The 19,160-nt window shown below is 56.9% G+C and carries 21 protein-coding genes; 16 read left to right on the top strand and 5 right to left on the bottom strand.

From position 1 onward, the window contains the following. The first annotated feature begins 47 nt into the window (after nt 1–47). The 5 genes from pspA (at nt 48) to IE105_RS05040 (ending at nt 2,849) form a co-directional block, all read left to right on the top strand. Nucleotides 48–752, top strand: a complete 705-nt coding sequence (gene pspA / locus IE105_RS05060) for a phage shock protein PspA (RefSeq protein ID WP_189496083.1) — start codon at nt 48–50, stop codon at nt 750–752. Nucleotides 753–901: 149 nt separating this feature from the next. Next, nucleotides 902–1,144, top strand: coding sequence for an envelope stress response membrane protein PspB (locus IE105_RS05055; protein ID WP_189496081.1), 243 nt, complete (start codon nt 902–904; stop codon nt 1,142–1,144). 2 nt (nt 1,145–1,146) lie between these two features. After that, a complete protein-coding gene (locus tag IE105_RS05050; protein WP_189496080.1) occupies nt 1,147–1,629 on the top strand; it encodes a PspC domain-containing protein in 483 nt (160 codons plus the stop codon). Between the two features lie 75 nt (nt 1,630–1,704). Beyond that, entirely contained in the window at nt 1,705–1,941 is a 237-nt protein-coding gene (locus tag IE105_RS05045) for a hypothetical protein (RefSeq protein WP_189496078.1), read from the top strand. After that, nucleotides 1,941–2,849 carry a GIN domain-containing protein gene (locus IE105_RS05040; RefSeq protein ID WP_189496076.1) on the top strand — a complete coding sequence of 303 codons (909 nt, stop codon included), beginning with the start codon at nt 1,941–1,943 and terminating at the stop codon, nt 2,847–2,849. The genes IE105_RS05045 and IE105_RS05040 overlap by 1 nt, the downstream gene beginning before the upstream one ends. Here IE105_RS05040 and mnmC2 read toward each other — a convergent pair. Both mnmC2 and IE105_RS05030 read right to left on the bottom strand, forming a co-directional pair. Next, nucleotides 2,830–4,512 (bottom strand): tRNA (5-methylaminomethyl-2-thiouridine)(34)-methyltransferase MnmC2, encoded by a 1,683-nt coding sequence (gene mnmC2 / locus IE105_RS05035; RefSeq protein ID WP_189496074.1) that lies wholly within the window; start codon nt 4,510–4,512, stop codon nt 2,830–2,832. The two genes, IE105_RS05040 and mnmC2, sit on opposite strands and share 20 nt — an antisense overlap. 64 nt (nt 4,513–4,576) lie before the next feature. Then, nucleotides 4,577–5,881 carry a lytic murein transglycosylase gene (locus IE105_RS05030; RefSeq protein WP_189496072.1) on the bottom strand — a complete coding sequence of 435 codons (1,305 nt, stop codon included), beginning with the start codon at nt 5,879–5,881 and terminating at the stop codon, nt 4,577–4,579. 191 nt (nt 5,882–6,072) lie between these two features. Between IE105_RS05030 and ykgO the strand changes: the two genes are divergently transcribed. After that, complete coding sequence (gene ykgO / locus IE105_RS05025; protein ID WP_026942405.1) at nt 6,073–6,198, top strand: type B 50S ribosomal protein L36; 126 nt, start codon at nt 6,073–6,075, stop codon at nt 6,196–6,198. 54 nt (nt 6,199–6,252) lie between these two features. Continuing rightward, nucleotides 6,253–7,074, top strand: coding sequence for a tetratricopeptide repeat protein (locus tag IE105_RS05020; RefSeq protein ID WP_189496070.1), 822 nt, complete (start codon nt 6,253–6,255; stop codon nt 7,072–7,074). Nucleotides 7,075–7,086: 12 nt separating this feature from the next. Here the strand turns inward: IE105_RS05020 and IE105_RS05015 are convergent, their stop codons facing one another. Beyond that, nucleotides 7,087–8,058, bottom strand: coding sequence for a polysaccharide deacetylase family protein (locus IE105_RS05015; protein ID WP_189496068.1), 972 nt, complete (start codon nt 8,056–8,058; stop codon nt 7,087–7,089). Between the two features lie 115 nt (nt 8,059–8,173). Between IE105_RS05015 and IE105_RS05010 the strand changes: the two genes are divergently transcribed. Further along, nucleotides 8,174–9,859, top strand: coding sequence for an amino acid kinase family protein (locus tag IE105_RS05010; protein ID WP_189496066.1), 1,686 nt, complete (start codon nt 8,174–8,176; stop codon nt 9,857–9,859). A 29-nt stretch (nt 9,860–9,888) separates the two neighbouring features. Here IE105_RS05010 and IE105_RS05005 read toward each other — a convergent pair whose 3' ends face one another. Further along, nucleotides 9,889–10,668, bottom strand: coding sequence for a thioesterase family protein (locus IE105_RS05005; RefSeq protein WP_189496064.1), 780 nt, complete (start codon nt 10,666–10,668; stop codon nt 9,889–9,891). A gap of 119 nt (nt 10,669–10,787) precedes the next feature. On the opposite strand from IE105_RS05005, the gene IE105_RS05000 reads away from it, so the two are divergent. From IE105_RS05000 to IE105_RS04990, 3 genes are read left to right on the top strand one after another with little or no spacing between them, the layout of a single operon-like run. Beyond that, nucleotides 10,788–11,522, top strand: coding sequence for an SDR family oxidoreductase (locus IE105_RS05000; protein ID WP_189496062.1), 735 nt, complete (start codon nt 10,788–10,790; stop codon nt 11,520–11,522). Beyond that, nucleotides 11,519–12,118, top strand: a complete 600-nt coding sequence (locus IE105_RS04995) for a 2-hydroxychromene-2-carboxylate isomerase (RefSeq protein ID WP_189496060.1) — start codon at nt 11,519–11,521, stop codon at nt 12,116–12,118. Before IE105_RS05000 ends, IE105_RS04995 begins: the two co-directional genes overlap by 4 nt. Next, entirely contained in the window at nt 12,115–13,107 is a 993-nt protein-coding gene (locus IE105_RS04990) for a 2-dehydropantoate 2-reductase (RefSeq protein ID WP_189496058.1), read from the top strand. The genes IE105_RS04995 and IE105_RS04990 overlap by 4 nt, the downstream gene beginning before the upstream one ends. Nucleotides 13,108–13,237: 130 nt before the next feature. On the opposite strand, the gene IE105_RS04985 is transcribed toward IE105_RS04990, so the two are convergent. Beyond that, the gene (locus IE105_RS04985; protein WP_189496056.1) at nt 13,238–13,750 is read right to left on the bottom strand and encodes an Hsp20 family protein; all 513 of its coding nucleotides are present in this window, start codon (nt 13,748–13,750) and stop codon (nt 13,238–13,240) included. Between the two features lie 225 nt (nt 13,751–13,975). On the opposite strand from IE105_RS04985, the gene IE105_RS04980 reads away from it, so the two are divergent. From IE105_RS04980 to IE105_RS04960, 5 genes are all read left to right on the top strand, one after another. Next, nucleotides 13,976–14,851 (top strand): class I SAM-dependent methyltransferase, encoded by an 876-nt coding sequence (locus tag IE105_RS04980; protein WP_189496054.1) that lies wholly within the window; start codon nt 13,976–13,978, stop codon nt 14,849–14,851. A 140-nt stretch (nt 14,852–14,991) separates the two neighbouring features. Then, nucleotides 14,992–15,288 carry an SCP2 sterol-binding domain-containing protein gene (locus tag IE105_RS04975; protein WP_189496052.1) on the top strand — a complete coding sequence of 99 codons (297 nt, stop codon included), beginning with the start codon at nt 14,992–14,994 and terminating at the stop codon, nt 15,286–15,288. A 44-nt stretch (nt 15,289–15,332) separates the two neighbouring features. Continuing rightward, the gene (locus IE105_RS04970; protein ID WP_189496049.1) at nt 15,333–16,310 is read left to right on the top strand and encodes an alpha/beta fold hydrolase; all 978 of its coding nucleotides are present in this window, start codon (nt 15,333–15,335) and stop codon (nt 16,308–16,310) included. Between the two features lie 82 nt (nt 16,311–16,392). Further along, nucleotides 16,393–17,460, top strand: coding sequence for an NAD(P)/FAD-dependent oxidoreductase (locus IE105_RS04965; protein WP_189496047.1), 1,068 nt, complete (start codon nt 16,393–16,395; stop codon nt 17,458–17,460). 90 nt (nt 17,461–17,550) lie between these two features. Further along, a complete protein-coding gene (locus tag IE105_RS04960; protein ID WP_189496045.1) occupies nt 17,551–18,870 on the top strand; it encodes a serine hydrolase domain-containing protein in 1,320 nt (439 codons plus the stop codon). The last annotated feature ends 290 nt before the right edge of the window (nt 18,871–19,160 follow it).

Here is a 19,160-nt window from a genome sequence, read left to right as displayed (position 1 = left end):
CGGAGTTAACCCTCCGACCCCACCATTCTCAAAGGAGACGAGACACAATGGGTATTTTTTCCCGCATGGGCGACATCATTAATTCCAACCTTAACGCCATGATCGAGGCTGCGGAAGATCCTGAAAAGATCGCCCGCCTGATCATCCAAGAAATGGAAGACACACTGGTTGAAGTTCGCACGGACGCCGCCCGCCACATTGCCGAGCGCAAAGAGCTGACACGTCGTGAAGACGACTATCGCAAACGCGCTGACGATTGGGCGGCCAAGGCTGAACTTGCGATCACCAAAGACCGGGAAGACCTGGCTCGCGGTGCGCTGACAGCCCGCCGTCAAGCCGAAGACATGGCCGACGTGGTTGGTAAAGAAATCGAAGTTCTGGACGAAGCCATTGGTAAAGCCGACGGCGACCTCTCAAAGCTTCAGACCAAGCTCGACGAAGCGAAGGCGAAACATAAAGCGCTCACAATGCGCAGCACGGTCGCTCGCAGCCAAGTCAAGATGCGGACGAAATTGGTCGACACCCGCGTTGATGATGCCCTGTCCCGCTATGAGCGGATGGAGCGCAAAGTTGACGAGTTAGAGGCGCATGTTGAAGCCTTTGATCTCGGTGAAGGTGAAAGCCTCGAGTCACAATTTGCGGCCTTGGAGTCAGATGACGAACTTGAAGATGAGTTGACAGCCCTCAAGGCGCGCATGAGCAAGCCTAAAGCGGCCAACAAGTCAGAAAAGCCGTCCAAAAAGGCTAGCTGATCGGAACGCCGCCTAGCAAACACTAGGCAAGGCACCTAACGTGTCCGGGGGAGACCCTTCCCCCGGTGGCCATGAATTACCCTTCTTAGGTCACACCCTCTCCCGGGCACAACCAAACCGATCCACGTATAACGAAAGAGAGCCCCACAATGTTTAGGCCCGAAGTTCTGGTCTTCATGATCCCCATCGTCGCTATCGTCATGGGCATCGCATCATCGATGTTGAAGACCCACTATGAACACAAAGAGCGTATGGGTGGCGGCGGCACCCCAGAAAACGGAACCCACCGCGCCGAACTCGAACAAATGTCGCGCATTGCCGACATTCTTGATCAACGCGTCAAAGTGCTAGAGCGCATTCTTGATGATGAGATCCCCAACTGGAGGGGCTAATAATGACTAAGAGATATCGTAATAAAACACAGCGCTCCTTGTTCGACATGGACTGGGACGGTTCTGACGACGAATATGAATATTCGGGTCCAAACAAACTCCGTCGCAATAAAATCGACGGTATTTTGGGCGGCGTCTGTGCCGGTCTTGGTGACTGGCTCGGGATTGACCACGGTCCGATGCGGATACTGGTTGTACTCGCCATCATCTTTGCTGGGTTTCCCGTCATTATCTACTTCTTGATGTGGATGTTCATTCCGTCCGATAAACGCGCCCCTTATGTCCGCGAAGACCGCGAACACCGCCGCGCGAAACGCAAGGCCAAACGTCACGGACAAATTGACGTCGAGCTGGGCGATACGACTAAATATTCGGACGTTCGTTCCAAGTTCCGCTCCCTCGAAGAGCGACTGCAAGACCTAGAGCGCTCTGTGACGTCGCGTGAGTGGAAGCTCCGCCGCGATTTCCGGGACCTCGAAAGCTAGTGCCAAAAGTAAGCTGACTACCGGAGACGAAAGCCTCCGGTCCACACACACCACACGATAAAAAGGGAGAGACACATGAATATCATCGTAACAACTGTGATGGCCGGCGCATTCGCCGCCACACCCTTAACATCCGCCACGTCATTGACCGAGCTTTTGCCAGGCAACCCGTTTGACGGCCTATCCGTAAGCGCCGCTGGAATTGGGTTTGAGGTTTCAGGCGACGGAATTGAGACACATCCGGCCGAGACGGCAGATTTTGAAATTGAACTGCGGCTTAAGTCCGGTTCCCCCATCCGCGTGAGGCTCTAATGGCTCAGTCAATAAAAAGCCGGGCCGTTATTCTCGCCGCGTTGCTGACCAGTGCCATGGTCGCCCCCGCGAGCGCGACGGATATTACGATCCAGGACTTTGTCGGTCAGATCACGATCGTCGAGGGGAATGACGGATTAGACGTTCTGCGCGATGGCAAAGATGCCATCGATTTCCGCGATAGCCGCAACGAGATTTTCATCGATGGCGGGCTCTCTCAAAAGGAACGCGGAAAAGCCTGTGACGGTCCCGGCATTGGTTGGAATTTGAATTTCAACGGGCGCGGAACCCAAGGCAACACACGCCTCGAAGATTATCCTGACGTGCGTTTGAGTGTCCCCTCGGGGTCCAATCTTATTATCGTCGACAGTTCGCTACAACTTCGTTCTGACATTATGTTGGGCGATGTGGATCTCGATATCCAAGGCTGTTTTGATACCTATATCGACGGTGCGGATACGTTGCGGATTGAAAAGTCAGGTTCCGGCGACATAGAAATCGGATCCGCAGGTACGATTGATCTCGAAAAATCCGGCTCTGGCGATGTTGAGGTGGGTCAAACGGGTCAGTTTGTGCTCGATCAATCTGGCTCCGGCGAAGTTGATATTGACCGCGTAGTCGGGTCGTTGAACATTGAAAAATCTGGCTCTGGCGACATTGCGGTCGGGCGGATTGAAGGAGACCTGAGCGTGGAGAAATCCGGCTCTGGCGATGTCGACATCGAAGACGGCACGATCTCTGACTTGTCGATCCGCAACAGCGGCTCCGGTGATGTTGATATTCATGCAGCTGTCGGCGACGCTTATGTGCGGGCCTCAGGCTCTGGCGATGTCTACGTCAAATCGATTAGCGGAACTTTGGATGAAGCGACGTCGGGTTCCAGCGATTTTAGCCGGGGAGACGACTGATCCGGGCGGCCAACTTTTGGTCGAGCGGCGACGGCTCCCCTAAATAGGCGCTCACCAGCGCCTCCCCCAGTAGAGGGGCAAATGTGAACCCGCGCGATCCAAGGCCGGACAGGACCCACAAATCCTGTTCGGCCTTTTGCGTTTTCATTTTAATGAGACGGGGTAGCGTATCGGGCGAATTCACGCGCACGGACGTGCGGAACGATCGTAGGTCTGGTCCGACGGACAGTCCCTGCGCTTGGGCTTGGCCGAGGTTCTTCGCGTCAGCTGTGGGGCTTAACTCAAACGCTGTGCTGTGATCCTCGATCCGGTCATGCGTTGCGCCGAGAAGGATCTCGTCACGAATGGGAATCGCGTAGCCGCCATAGGTGACGGGACCGGCCAAAGTACCGTTCGTCCAACTGAGCTGGCCCCGTGAATATCGAAATGTTGTATCCGGCAGCAAGGTGCGAATGCCATAGCCGCTCGCTAGAATAATCGGGCCGTCGAGGGCATCGAGTGTGTCGATATGGCGGGATTCGACGTTGATATCCTTGAGAAAAGACTGCCGCGCCGTTTCCGTGTCGATGACAAGCGAACTACCGAGATAGACGCCCTCATCACTTATTTTCATATGGCCTCGGCCGAGACAGTCTTGATCCACCAAGCGTTGATGGCGATCACGCTCTTTGGCGCTTTTATTGAGATGGAGAATCCCCTCATGCCGGATCGCGTCTTGATAGGCGTGACGGGCATAAAGGAAGCTCGACAGGAAAAACCGAGACGCCGGATTATCCTGTAGATCAAAGCGCGGTTTGATTAACGCGGCCCCGTTTCCGGACGCCGCCAGATGATCTGGGTCAGCAATAACTCTAGGCAAGAGGCCGCGCCGCATAAACGCGCGCGCAATCGATGCCCCCGCAATGCCGTCACCGATAATCGTCGGGATGAGGGGCGCAGTTGGGGCGATAGGTTCGCCCGGCATGATGGCTTCTAATCTTTGTCGTTTGTGACCGAATCCCGGCTGTCGCGAGACGACAAACCCGGCCTCGTTCAAGGACCGACGCACGTCACCCGCAACCGTAAAGGTCGCAACCCGTGCCCCTGGTTCGGACAGGCGCGCAATTTCAGCGATAATGGCTGGACTCCACATGTCGGCATTCTTGGCCGGGGAAAACCCGTCGAGAAACCACGCGTCCGCTTGGAAGGTTTGCGCGCGGAGGGCCGGACTGACGGCGTCATGGATCAAGGTCAGAGTGACATTGCCGAAGTGCCGTCGATGAAGTCCGCGCACGGGACCGGGCCATTGGTCAATTAGCGGCGCTGCGAGCGCGGAGAGTTCCGGGAATTGGGACAAGGCCTTGTGCAGATCGGCTTGCTCAAATGGGAAGCCTTCAACCGATATATAGTGGAGCCGGCCTTTCGCGCCGCTGGTCTGCCACGCTTGCCATGTGGCGAGAAAATTCAGGCCCGAACCAAAGCCTAATTCGGCGATGGTGAAGACATCGCGGTCCATCCACCGCTCCGGAAGGCCGCAGCCCGTCAGAAAAACCGCGCGGGCTTCATCCAGTCCGCCGTCAGCGGAGAAATAAATATCGTCGAAATCAGCGGCGGCAGGTGTGCCGGGGACCGAAAAATCAAGTGACGGAGCAGGGGTTCGGGTCAGGGGGGTGGGGCCGGGCATAGGGGCCTATAGCGCCCTTATGCCCGATGAAGAGGAAAGATTATCGTGCAAAGCCGAAAATCGTCTACTGACCGAGAATCCGCGCCAACAAAGTCTGTTCGACATAGCCGTCCGCCGGGACGCCGTTCGCGCTTTGCCACGCGCGTATGGCTTTGCGGGTCGCAGGGCCAACCTGTCCATCGACACCGCCCGTATCATAGCCGAGCGCGGTCAGACGGCGCTGAAGCCGCTCTTTATCCGCAAATGAGATCGGTTGGTCGCTTTCCGGCCAAGGATTGCGGATGGCCGTTTCGCCAATGAGCGCGTCACCCAAGCTAGCAATGCCCATGACGTAGCTGGTGGAGTTATTATATTTCTTGATCGCGTCGAAATTACGAAACGTCAGGAATTTAGGCCCGCGATGTCCAGCCGGCGCCAGCAATTTGGCCTCCAAAGCACTGGCAGCCGGACTATAGGTCAGGCCGTTGGCCGGCCTCACGCCTAAGGCGATCCATTCGGACACGGGCTTGCGCACAGTTTCGGTTGTCGAATAGTCAAAGCCGTTCGGGAGAACCACTTCGGACATGACGGGCTGCCCGACTTTCCATCCGGATCGGGTCAGATAATTCGCGGCGCTGGCGAGCGCATCGGCTTCCGAGCCCCAGAGATCCGTATTGCCATTGCGGTCAAAATCGACCGCATAGTCGCGGAACGTGGTCGGGATAAATTGCGTCATACCCATCGCCCCGGCCCATGATCCGGTCAGCTGGTCGATTCGCACGGCCCCAGACTGGACGAGATCGAGCGCGGCATAAAGCTGTGTCTCGCCAAATTTAACCCGGCGTCCCTCGAAGGCGAAGGTCGAATAACTGTCGATGATGTCGTGCGTGCCCATGATATTACCATAGGCGCTTTCCAGTCCCCAAATCGCGGTGAGGATCTGGCGAGGGACACCATAGATACGTTCAATATCATCCAGCTCAGCTTTATGTTGCGCCATTTCGGCTTGCCCGGTCCTGATCCGGTCAGGGTTTGCCGCTGAATTAATATAGGCCCAGACGGGACGGGTAAATTCGGGCTGAGAGTTGTTCTTTTCCACCGCTTTTGCATTAAAGCGCGCGCGTCCGACGGTGTCAGCGAGTAATTGCGGGGCGTAGCCCTTGGCCACGGCCCGGGTGGTGAAGTCCGACTGCCACATCGCAAACCGCTGTTCTATATTGGGAATGTCCATTTTTGCGCCGGTGGAGGCGTTCATCACGGCCGTCTTCGGTTCGACGGCTTCCGCCGTAACGGCGGCCGTTTGACCGACGCCGCCTTCCACGGTCAAATCGGACGTGGCGCAACCCGTCAGCATCAGGGCGAAAGGCAAGGTAAAGAATAAATAACGCATGACTTTATTCTACCAGTGCGTGAGTTGTTACGATAGAGGGGAGTTATGACGGTTATGTCAGATTTAAGGCTTAAAGATGCGCTTTGTGGCGCGTGATCTCTGCGGCGATGCATTGACTCCGTTCGGCTCACTCCATATAGGCCCGCTTCCGCTGAAAATGCGCCAGAATTTAATATAAAGGGCATCGAGCCATGAAAGTCCGCAGCTCGCTGAAATCACTGAAAAACCGCCACCGCGATTGCCAAATTGTGCGTCGTAAGGGCCGTCTTTACGTGATCAACAAAACTGACCCCCGCTTTAAGGCCCGCCAAGGTTAAGACCTTAGGGTTAAGGTAACCGTGGCGTTTTTGCGCCAAGGTGACAGGGTTACAATGAATCAGCCTCTTGCCTTGACGGGCGAGGGGCTTCATTTTGTTTGTGTGAAACCTGTTCTTGCCCTTTTGATCTGCCTGTTGTTCGCCGCGCCTGTTGTCGCGCAGGTTGAAGGAGGCGCAGAGGAGGAACAGACTGAGCCGCGAGATCGCCCGCGTATCACGATTGAGCCGGGACCGTCGCTTATAGCCCCGATCCAACCGCCTATACAGCCATTGCCGGGTCCAGAGCTACCGCCTGACGTGTCCGATTTGCCGGAGCCCGATCAATCCATCCCTGAAGCTCCGACGCCTGGTATTGATAAGCCGGACTATTCCCGCCTGTCCTCAATGGAAGAGCGCGCCGCGCGACTGGACGACATGTTCGCGCGTCTGGCAGAAGCGGAAAACGCGGATGCGGGTAATTTGGTCGCCGAGGAAATCTGGGCCGTTTGGCTCAATAGCGGAAGTGCCTCGGTCAACCTGCTATTACGACGTGGAGCGGACGCGCAAACTCACAACCGCAACCAATTCGCGCGGGTCATGTATGACTATGTGACCGAGCTGGAACCGAATTATGCTGAAGGCTGGGCGCGGTCATCGCGACTGGCGTTGGAAGAACGTGATTTCGCGCGCGCGGCGGGCGAAGCGGTACGGGCGTTAACGTTAGAGCCGCGCCATTTCTATGCGCTGTGGACGCTCGGCAATGTGCTGGAACGCTTGGGGCGTCAGGACGATGCGCTTGACGCCTACCGCGAAGCCCAGCGGCTTTACCCGACGTTGAAATCCGTATCTGATCGTGTCGATGCGTTAGAAGCTATTTTGGATGGCGGCGTTCTTTAATCACGGTGCAGGCTATTCGCTGAACACGTCATCTGCGGCAAGGCGCGCTTCAATGCCGCTTTCACTCGCCGACCAGTGATCGAAATAATCCCGACCGGATTGACCGGCGTCAGAGGCTAAAGCCGCGATCCGACCCATGCCCGAAAACAGTGTCTCTGGCAGCTGCACGGCGATGGGATCCGCAAATGCCTCATCCGGATCAATCAAAGTCCAGCCCTTGGCGCGTAAGGCGCTGACCATATCCACCGTAAAAGACGCGGCCAGATCATTTTCGTGGAGCAAAACAACTTGCGCCGGGCGACGCCCCAACAGCGGGGTCGACATGCGGTCGAAATGCTCAGCCGCATCAACGACCATATCCGTGTAGATTTTGGACAGGGCCGCCTTATCCACTGTGAGGCCGTCTCGGAGTGCATCTTGCCACAATCGATCTAGATGCCAATCATAGGTGTCGATGGTGACATAACCGCTCATCAGGTCGCGTTCGGCCAAAGCCGCGCGCAGCGTATCGCGTTTTTGCGTCGCTGTGTCAGCGTCGCCGTAACCGCCTTCATCCAAATAAGGAAAGCGGAACCACGCCCGCCGATTGGCGAAAGGCTCAAGCGCTGTTTCGGCTTGATCAATGTCAGCAATATACGCGTCTGTGTCCGTTCGGCTGGCCCACATGTGGGCGTGACTATGATTAGCGATCCGGTGTCCGGCATTGGCATAGGCATGAATGCGGTCTTGGCCGACTTGCGTGTCCAGCCCGCGTGTGGTCACGAAAATCGCGACGGGTCCTGTCTCAGCGATTTCGAACTGCTCAACCAAGGCTCGCGTCCGCTCAGGTCCTGTGAAAACAAGTCCATCCCCGCGCGGGGCATCATCATAGGTCATCGCAATACGTTTTTCAGACACGGGGGCAGTGTCGGTGGCTGGATCGCCTTGTCCGGCGCAGCCAACAAGGAGACAGAAAGACAGCAATATCGGGACAAGTCGTATCATGTCGTCTGGTAAGCTGGGTAATCCATCCGAATCAACACGAAAAATAGCGTAGAAAAGGCATAATCATGCGTGATCGTGGTTGCGTCGGCACGCCAGCGCGCTACACGCCCGCCCCATGCCCGTCCCTACGCTCGTCCTCAATTTTGGCCATTCGGTCCTCCGCTCGCTCACCGATTATACGGAAGCGGCGTCCGAGATTTATCGCCATTATCGCAACGGGTGGAACATTGTTGCGGTGACGTCGGCACAGGGTGATCAAACCGATGTTTTGATGGCGGAAGCACGCCGGATCGGTCCGGAAGGCACATCCGAAGGCGGCGGGGCCCGTAATCTTCCCGAGCTTTTGCAGCTCGGTGAACGCCGGTCTGCGGCGTTGCTGGCTCTGGCTTTAGAGCGTATCGGCGCGCCCGCCTTTGTCCGCCAAGCGCGCGATCTCGGGCTGACCGCAGACGGCGATCCTATGAACGCCGTGCTGACGGGGTTAAATACAGGCCAGCTGATGCAGGACCTGAAAGATCACGATATTGTCGTGATGCCGGGGTTCGTCGCGATTGGTGAAAAGGATCGCGCTGTTTTGTTGGGCCAAGGCGGCTCCGACCTCACAGCCCTATATGTCGCGGATCAACTCGGCGCGCCGGCTTTACTGCTCAAAGATGTCGACGGTGTCTATGACCGCGATCCGCGCGAAGCCTCCGACCAGCCTTTGCGCCGTTATGGTCGCGTGTCCTACGCCGATGTGCGCCGCAAAGCCGGACCGCTGATCGCGTCGCGTGCGCTGGATTATGCCGAGAGCACGGGACAGCGCTTTCGCATTGGAAAACCAGGCGTCGCGGGGTCAAGCCAAGTGGGCGATGTGTCCGACAAACCAGTTGAAATCACGTCTCCGAAAAAGCTTCGGATCGCCATGATGGGCCTCGGCATTGTTGGCGGCGGTGTTTGGCGTCGTGTCGCGGAACATTCCGATCGGTTTGAGATCGTGCGGGTCATGGTCCGCAGTCCGGAAAAATATATCGACCAAGGCTATCCCGAAGCCCTGCTAACGACAGAGAGTGCCGATTTATTCGCGGCTGACCCTGACATCTTCATCGACGTGTCTGGCCCGATTGAGCCGGCGTTACAAATGACCCGCGATATGCTGGACAAAGGGGTTCATGTAGTCTCTGCCAATAAACAGGCGATGGCGACAGGCGGGCAAGCGCTGCTTGATCTGGCCGCTCAGTCCACGGCGCAGCTTTTATTCTCCAGTGCGGCGGGCGGCGGTATGCCCGTGTTGGAAATGTGCATCCGTGAAAAAGGCCGGATTGCGCGCGTTGAGGCGCTATTGAACGGCACGACCAACTTTATGCTCGGCGAGATGGATAAGGGCATGACCTATGACGACGCGCTGACACTGGCGCAGGATCGGGGCTATGCCGAGGCTGATCCAACGTCCGATGTCGATGGTCATGACGCCGCGGCGAAAATCCGTCTGGTCAGCTTGCTTGGCTTTGGCGTGGAATTGACGCCAGAGCAGATTGAGCGAGATACGTTGGCGCAAGTGGATGAAAAGCTGAAACCGGGCACGATTTTAAAACGGGTCGCGCGTGTGTCGGGGGATACGGGTAAACTGGTTGCGGACCTTCGTTTGCGCGCGTTGTCGCCCAATAATTTCCTCGCCAAAGCGGACGGAGAAGACGCGCATGCGGTCTTCGATTTCACGGATGGAGATCGTTACGTCATTCGCGGTAAAGGCGCCGGACGCTGGCCGACGACAGAAAGCGTGATGGCCGACCTGTATGATCTGTCAAACGCGACGCCTTAGGTCGCATTGATCAGACCAAGACGCGACGGTTAGACGAACACCGCGATGGATTGCATCCCGTCGACGATTATATCGCCATCCGTGTTCCAAATCCGCATGACTTGCGAGCTATACCCGTCCCGTGCGGCGGTGAGCTCGGCTTCGATCATATACCAGCCGTCTTGCGTTTTGGGTTCACTGAGAAAATTGCAAATCCACGTCATCGAACTGACCGGACCCATCTTTTTCATAATCGGGAAGGTCGCGGGCGGGAGGATGTCTGCGAGGCATAAGAGCGATATTTCGCCGTCGCGCGATGCGGGATCCGAATGGCGCGCCCACATCCGAAGATAGCCTTTGGTGCCGCCTTCCATCGGGCGTGTGCCTTCAATCAATCGTGTTTCGAAATTGCGCAGGAAGGGCGGGACGAAGGCTGAGCCGTCTTCTGTATAGGGCGCGCAGGCGTCCGGGTGGGGGGTGTGCGTCGCGGGGCAGTCCACCGACAAATGGCTGTCGCGCGCCGCTCCGAACGAAAAGGTCGCGGTGCAAACTGCACGGCCTTCAACGTCAGCACGCGCATAGATCGTCGTGACGTTGCGGCCCTGCCTCAACACTTCGGTGGTAATCTCGGGTGACGATGTGACGGGGCCAGTGAAATTCACCAGTGCGGACCGGAGGGGCGGAAGGTCGGAATGATCGCCGCGCGCCCTTGCCAGCAATAAGGCCGCGCTAAGCCCGCCATACGCGGTGCGCCCCTGTTTCCAGCTTTCCGGCAGGTCCGGGGATCGGGTCGCGGCCTGTTCGACCAAAGTTTGAAACGTCTGATTCATATTGCGGCCCTAGCGGGTCAAAGAGGCGGGCTCCAGACCTATCCGAGTTTGGCAGGGCTACAATTCTGAAGCCTGTCTCTCACTTGTGCGCATCAACATTTCGCCCCACAAGTGGACGTATGGATAAAGGAACAGCCCTCATCATTGGTGCCGGTGCGGACACAGGCGGTGCAATTGCCCGAGCCTTTGCCGCGCAAGGCTATCATGCGTGTCTGACCCGCAGACCGCGCAATCTGGATCAGTTGGAAAGCTTAGCCGAGACCATCCGCGCGGCGGGCGGTGCCGCGACGCCGTTCGGAATTGATGCGCGTGATGAAGAGGCAATGGCCGCGCTGGTTGCGAAAATCGAAGACAAGATCGGCCCGATTGAGGTCTGCGTCTTTAATATTGGCGCCAATGTCCGTTTTGGCATTGTCGAGACCACGCCGCGCGTTTTTCGCAAAGTGTGGGAGATGGCCTGTTTTGGCGGATTTCTCACCGCGCATAATGTGTTGCCGCGAATGGCGGAGCGTGGCCACGGGACAATGATCTTTACGGGGGCAACCGCCTCGATACGCGGCGGCTCTGGGTTTAGCGCCTTTGCGTCAGCGAAAGCGGGACTGCGCAATCTGGCGCAAAGCGCGGCGCGGGAGTTTGGGCCCAAGGGTGTCCATGTTGCGCATACGATTATTGACGGGATGATTGATTCGAATTTCATACGGGACAATGTGCCGAATGTTGATGCGTTGCGGGCCGAGGACCGTATCCTCAATCCAGATCATATTGCGCAAAGTTATGTGCATCTACATCACCAGCCGCGCGACGCGTGGACGTTCGAGCTGGACCTGCGCCCCTATGGAGAAAACTGGTCATGAAGAATCTGGATTTCTATTATGATTTCGGCAGTCCGAATGTCTATCTGGCCTGGAAAGCGCTGTCACAGGTCGAGGGGCTGACGCTCACCCTAAAACCCGCGTTAATTGGCGGCATATTCAAGGGCGCAAATAATCAGCCGCCGTGGCAAGCCTTTGCCGGGGTTCCAGCCAAAATGCAGTATATGATGGTCGAAATTAAGCGTTTCGCCGCGATGTATGATGTCGCTGAATTTCAGATGAACCCGCATTTCCCCGTCAACACGCTCCTCGCGATGCGCACAGCGATGGTCGCCCATGCGGATGAGGTGGCAGAGATATATTTTCAGGCCGTGCAGACGGCGATGTGGGAAACGGGCCGCGATGTGTCTAAGCCCGACGTTCTGGCGGCTGTTCTGACTGAGGCGGGCTTACCCGGCGAACCCATGGTCGCGCGGACGCAAGAGCCAGAGATCAAACAAGCGCTAATGGATGTAACCCAAGCCGCGATTGATCGCGGTCTGTTCGGCCTGCCGACATGGTTTGACGCTCAGGATATGTATTTCGGCAAGGATAATTGTTGGATGTTCGGCGCGCAGCCAAGGCATTTGCCATCATGACACAAATCACAATTTTCGGGGCAGGTTCTATCGGGTGCTATCTCGGCGGGCGAGCCGTCGAAGGCGGCGCGTCTGTGCGCTTTATCGGGCGCGACCGTTACAAGGCTGCCGTCGTTGAAAACGGCCTGTCGCTGAGCCAGTTCGATGATCCCGCGACGCAGCTGGATGGGATAGATTTTCAAACGGATATGTCCGCGCTGATCGGATCCGATATTATCGGGCTCTGCGTGAAAAGTCAGGACACTGAAGAGGCGGCTAAACTGATCCAGCAATATGCCCCGACCGCGTGGGTAATCTCGTTTCAAAACGGTGTGTCCAATCTCCCGACCCTGCGGGACGCGTTGCCAGAGGCACGAATTAGCGGCGCGGTCGTGCCTTTTAATGTGACGTCGCCATCGCCGGGACATTTTCACAGGGGCACAACCGGGGATCTCATCATCGGGCCAGACGCGCCAGACGCCTTATTGGCGCCCTTCCAACGCGCCACTGTCGGGGTGCAGGTCGTGGATGATATTGAAGGCAATCTTTGGGCGAAATTGCTGGTCAATTTGAATAATGCACTTAACGCGCTGTCGGGCGGCCCACTGCGCGATGGATTGATGCAGCGGGGCTACCGCCGGGTGTTGGTCAGGATGATCAAAGAAGGTCTTACCGTGGCGGACGCCGAAAGCGTGCGCGTCGCGACGTTTAATGGGCGTCATCCAGATGCGCTGCTCAAAATCATGTCAAAGCCAGACTGGCTTTACCGCACTATTATGGACCGGGTCGCGAAGGTTGATCGGACCGCGCGATCGTCCATGTTGGATGACTTGGAAATGGGGCGCGCGTCAGAACTGGATTATCTTCAGGGTGAAATTGTGCGACGCGCCGAACGGCTTGGTCTTGATGTCCCGGTCACCCGCGCGGTGATGACTGCCACTGAGGCGGCCTTTGCGCAAAAATCATCCCCGCGCATGAGCGGCAATGCAATGGTTCAGCGCTTTTTATAATAAAATTATTTTGGGCGGAGAATAATGGGCGACGCCGTGTGACTGGGAGGGGGATGTACACACGGCGTCGCTTGTGGCGTCCGGGACCACTTAAGGGGGAGAAAAGGAGTTCCGGTTCGCTCTATCTTACTTAGGCAGCTTTTGGCTTTCCGCTAGTTTTCGAAGCGATTAATTTTTCGCCACGTTCAGTTGCCGACGCGCTCGATCCAATTTCAATCTTACGCGGTTTCAGAGCTTCCGGTAGTTCACGCTTCAAGGATATGGACAGCAGGCCATTGGCGAGCGTGGCTCCTTCGATGATCACGTGATCGGCCAATTGGAAGCGACGTTCGAAGCCTCGCTCGGCAATGCCACGATGCAGGTAATCGCCCGTATCATTCGCGCTCTTATCGGCATGGTTGCCCGTAATGGTCAGCCGATTCTGTTCGCTTTCGATATTTAGGTCATCCTCCGTAAAACCCGCGACGGCGAGTTCGATACGATAGGCATCATCGGAGAGGCGGACGACATTATAGGGCGGATAGCTCGCCGTATTTGTGGCTTGGGCGCTGGCGGCGTCAATCATGCTGGCCATGCGGTCGAGGCCGACGAAGGACCGATAAAGCGGGGTCAGATCATAGGCTGGGTGTGTAGCGGTTCTCATAGTGCATCCTTTTTCTAAGCAATGCGGTTAACGATAGGTGCGCCGCCCATTATGGCGCAGCGCAATCGAAAATGTGGGGCTATGATTTCCTGTTTCAAGAGGGAGGCTGACTTTGACGTCCTAGGCCCCCACACGATTGCAGGCTTGAAATCATCCGTAGTGTGGGTAGACCGTGCGTACGACATTATAACAATCATCCCGCCTTCGCTGGATAAGGACCTTTCCATGAAACGATTGCTCATTACTGCCGCTATCCTTCTCACAGCTTGTTCGGGCGCATCGTCCGATGCCCCGGAAACGATTGAGGTCGAGACCCCCGCGGTGGCCACGACAGAGGCCGTCCAAGCCCCGATGACCTTGGCTGATGCCATCGCCCATCCGCGCCGTGCGGATGACGCCGCCCGCGACAAATTCCGGAACCCACAAGCAACACTCGATTTCTTTGATATCGCCCCAGGACAAACGGTCGCCGAGATTTGGCCGGGCTGGTACACACAGATCCTCGCGCCCTATCTGGCTAATAATGACGGCACCTATGTCGCCGTTCTACTCCCGGATGGCGTGTCAGACAGGGTTGATGAACGGAACGCATCGTTCAAAGAAAAATACGGCGATACCGCCGCTTACGGCACACTTGGCTATGGCAGCTATTCCAAAGATGCGGGCCTCTCACTGGCCGATAATTCAATCGACACAATCCTGACCTTCCGAAACGTGCATAACTGGATGGGCGGCGGATATGCGGAAGAGGCCTTCGCCGAATTCGCCCGGGCCCTGAAACCGGGCGGGACGCTCGGTATCGTCGAACACCGTTTGCCAGAAACGCGAACGCAAGATCCCAAAGGGTCCAGCGGCTATGTGCAGGAAAGCTATATGAAGGCGCTTGCGGCCGAGGCTGGACTGGAATTCGTCGCAAGCTCTGACGTCAATGCCAATGCGTTGGATACGGCGGATCACCCGATGGGCGTTTGGACTTTACCGCCGCGTTCACGCTTGCCCGAAGATGGATCCGCGGATGCGAACGGATTTGATGCCGAGCTTTATTTGAATATCGGTGAGTCCGATCGCGCGACACTTAAATTCCGCAAGCCTGCGGAGTAACGGCACACTTCACTTTATCGAATAGGGGGCGAGCAAAATTTGGACTTGGCGAGTCCGTAACCCGCCCCCATATAGGCCCAACGACAAACGACACACTGGCCCAAATATTCACGGGCCCAATATTCATTGATGGAGACACCATGGAAAATTCAGTCATCGCAACACGCATGAACGACGCACTGGTCAAAGCTGGCGGCCTCGACAAATCCGTAAAATTCGATTTTGGTGATGCAGGCTCCGTCTTTGCACACGGCACAACTGCCGAAGTCGATTCCGCGAAAGATGCGGATTGCACGATTAGCGTTGATAAAGCAGATTTCATCGCTCTGGCGGAAGGTAATCTCGACCCGATGATGGCTTTCATGTCCGGTAAGCTCAAAGTCGCAGGCGACATGAGCGTTGCTATGGGCCTGCAAAATATCTTTTCGAACATGTAGGGTCTTGCAGGTCCGCTTTTGGATCTGCGATCACACGCATCTCGATGCTCGATTTTGAAACGGCGGAGTTGGTCCAGCCGGGCGGCTACGTCGTTCCGGATGGCTTAAAGTCGCGACTATCTCTCTATTTCCTCGACCGGCCGGCGGGGGATCACGGGCATGCGCAACGATTGCGCGTGCTTCTGGCGACGCAGGCGACTGACGGGGAACCGCGCGGGACGATTTTTTTCTCCCCCGGTCGCACCGAGTTCATCGAAAAATATCTCGAAGTCGTTGATGATCTAACGCAGCGTGGATTCTGGGTCGTGATCGCCGATCCGCGCGGGCAGGGGCTTTCGGGGCGGATACTCGAAGATCGCCTAAAATCCTATGTCGAGTCTTTCCAAGACTATGCCGATGATTTGGGGTGGGTTTGCGACACGTTGGCCCCACATTGTCCCAAGCCCTTTATTGCTATGGGTCATTCCATGGGCGGCACGGTTGTGTTGCAGGCGGCCCTATCTGGCGTGTTAAGTCCGTCCGCAGTGATCTGTTCTGCGCCGATGTTGGGATTGGTCGATATTGATAGCGGTTTGATGCGCGGCGGCATTCGCGTGCTCTCTGCCTTAGGGCTGTCGCGCCGCAGTCTGCCGTTTCAAAAACAACGCAGCGGACTACCCGTGCCCTTCGCGGATAATCGGCTAACGTCGGATAAGGACCGTTATAAGCGTTGGGCGACGTTTTTTCAGGACACACCGCGCCTTCGCGTTGGTGAACCGACCTTTGGGTGGATTTCTGCGGCGTTGATTTCCATGGGTTTTATCAACCGTAACGCGGCGCAGCTCGGTATTCCCGGCCTCATGGTCGCGGCGGGCGGCGATCAAATTGTCGATCCGGCCTCGGTCGAAACTTTTGCGGTGAAATCCGGCTCCGATTTTCACGTCATCCCCGGCGCAAAGCACGAACTGTTCTTAGAGCGCGATGTGATGCGCAATGAATTCTTCGCCGCGATTGATGCCTTCTTGGAAGAGCATGCGCTTTAGGGGGCTCGGCGCCCCGCAAATTCATCCCGCAACTGCCCCGCCCCCTTGGCCCGCCCGCTCGCGCTGCTAGAGGGCCAGTCCGATGACGTCCTCACCTCACATTGTAATTCTCGGCGCCGGTCTGATCGGTCTCTCAACCGCTGACTCACTCTTGCGGCGCGGGGCGCGGGTGACAGTGGTGGAACGCGAAGCCACCGTTATGCGCGGGGCGAGTTTTGCCAACTCCGGCATGATCCACCCCTCACAAGCGTGTAACTGGGCCGGGCCTGCCAATGACCTCGCCGTGGATGCGGCGGTGCAAGACCTCGCATTGCGCTCAATGACCCTTTTGCAGGACCGGATGACGGGCTTGGGCCTCACCGCTATGCGATCCCGCGCGCCGGGTTGCTTTCAGATTTTTGATCATAACGCTGACGCCGATCAAGGGTTTGCGCGGCTGCAAGCCCGCGGCATTCCGGTGGAGCGCCGCGCCAAGAGTTCGCAGACATTTGACCGTCCGGCGTTGTTCTTTGCCAGTGATCGGTCCGGCGATGCCCGCCTGTTTGGGGACGCCTTGGCCCGGTCGGTCGTAACGCAAGGGGGAGAGATTCAGCTCGCCGCACAGGCCCCAAAAATTGAAATGCATGAGGATGGCCGCGCGACGCTTGTGGTTGGGCAAGACCGCTGCACGCCCGACGGGCTCGTCGTCGCATGCGGCGCGCAGAGTGCGACTGTGCTGCGGGCTGTCGACATTGATCTTCCCGTTAGTCCCGTGCGCGGCTGGGCGGCAGATTTCAGGCTTCCTGAGGGGGCCTCGGTTCCCGATGTCCCGGTCATGGACGCGTCGTCCCGGTCCGCTCTAACGCGCTTTTCCGATCGATTGCGCCTGTCTGGCACCTGGGGAGAAGACAGCGTCACGCCATTGTTGGATCGTTGGGGGCACATTGCGCCGGATTTTATGGCGGGGCTGGATGCGCCGATACAGGTTTGGTCAGGGCTTCGCCCCGTGTCTGTCGCCGGGCGTCCTTATATTGGCCAGACGCGAGTTTCCAATCTTTGGGTTAACACGGGTCATGGCCATATGGGCTGGACGCTGTGCGCCGGGTCCGGCGCGCTTCTGGCAGATATGATGTGTGACGGGCGGGCGGATACTCGGTTTGCGCTGACATAGGCGTCTTAGCGGTAGGCTCCCTAGCGTGAGGTGCCTTATTGCAGGGCAAATGAGCGCTTGCGAGGGGCCAATGCTGCGTTATTGAGTCATATGACATTACGATATTTGATCCCCGCTTTGCTCTTAACCGCGTGCGGCGCGACGAGCTCTGGCGCAGACGCGCCCACACAGAATTCGGCTGTCGTTAAGATCCCTGCCTTTGATACCGGGGCGATGGACGGTTTACTGTCGACGGCTGTCACCGAGGGGGATGTGATCGGCGTCTCCGCGCTCGTGTTTGATGAGGGACAGATCGTCTATCAGGGCGCTTTTGGGCTCGGCGACCGCGAACGCGACGTGGCTGTAACAGAAGATACGGTCTGGCGGATCTATTCGATGACCAAGCCGGTCACGTCTGTGGTCATTATGGATTTGATTGAGGAAGGGAAGCTCGCGCTCACTGATCCCGCGGCAAAATATATCCCGGCGCTGGCAGAGATGCGCGTCGCCAGTTTGGGCGAAGACGGCGTTCCGATCTATACGCAACAGGCACGACCGATGACGATTGAGGATTTACTCTTGCACCGCGCAGGCTTGGCCTACGGTATTTTTGGCGGCAATCCGATTGAAGAGGCCTATGCCGCCTCAGAAATATTTAGCTGGGGGAATACGCCGGAGGGACGCCGCGAATCGCTGGAAACAAAAGTGAATAAGTTGGGCCACCTTCCACTCGTCGCACAGCCCGGTGCCGCTTGGTATTACAGTCTCTCAATTGATGTGTTGGGCCGTGTCGCTGAAGTGGTCACGGGGCAGACCTTGGATGAGGTGATGGCGGAGCGTATTTTTGAGCCGCTCGAGATGACGGAAACGGGGTTTTATGTACGCCCGGATCAAAAAGACCGATTCGCATCGAATTACATGCTTCAGCCCGACGGCAGTTATAATATGATCGAAGACGGGCAAAACAGCCCCTATTTGATTGACTATGCCTCCAATTCTGGCGGCGGCGGTCTGGTCTCGACATTGCGCGACTATGCGCGCTTTTCTGAAATGATGCTCAATGGCGGTCGTTTAGGCGACGTTACAATTTTGGAACCCGAAACGGTCAGTCTCATGATGCAGGATCATATGGGCGACGGGTTTGTCACGATGTTTCCTTGGATCGGCGGAGAGACAGGCGCGGGCTTTGGATATGGTGGATCTGTGCAGAAAACTGCGACGGAGGCCCAACAACTCACCGCGGGACGTTACCCGGGGCAATGGGGCTGGGGCGGCGCAGCGCGAACGAACATGTTCATTGATCCGCAAAACAATGCGTATGGCATTATCATGCTGCAGTTTTTCGGTGGCGAGAACCCTGAAATTCACCGCGATTTTCAGGCCCTGACGTTGAAAGAAACCCGAAACGACAATGAAATCAGCAACGATTAAGGCGTTTTCGCGCCTGAGATCGCCCGCTTTATAACCTTGTGCACAGAGCTATCCCCAATGTTGGTGTGGTGACTGCAAACTGTCTGGAGACACCTCTTCCAATTCAGACGTGTCTCCCAGTATAGGGGGTGAGCGGATCTTTTAAGAGGTGTTTATTGGCGCGCTGAGGTCGGGTTGAGAAAGTTTCAATTCGGGTGTTGCGTTGTTGGTTTTGTTTCTTTAGAGGCCCGCTCGAGCTGAAGACGGACGGTTGATTGCGCGAGCGACGGACTGTTCAGAGATTGAATTTT

The sequence above is a fragment of the Algimonas arctica genome (assembly GCF_014652695.1).
GTDB lineage: Bacteria > Pseudomonadota > Alphaproteobacteria > Caulobacterales > Maricaulaceae > Litorimonas > Litorimonas arctica.
The sequence above is the reverse complement of the archived record's forward strand: the minus strand, read 5'-3'. Positions and strand labels throughout refer to the sequence as shown.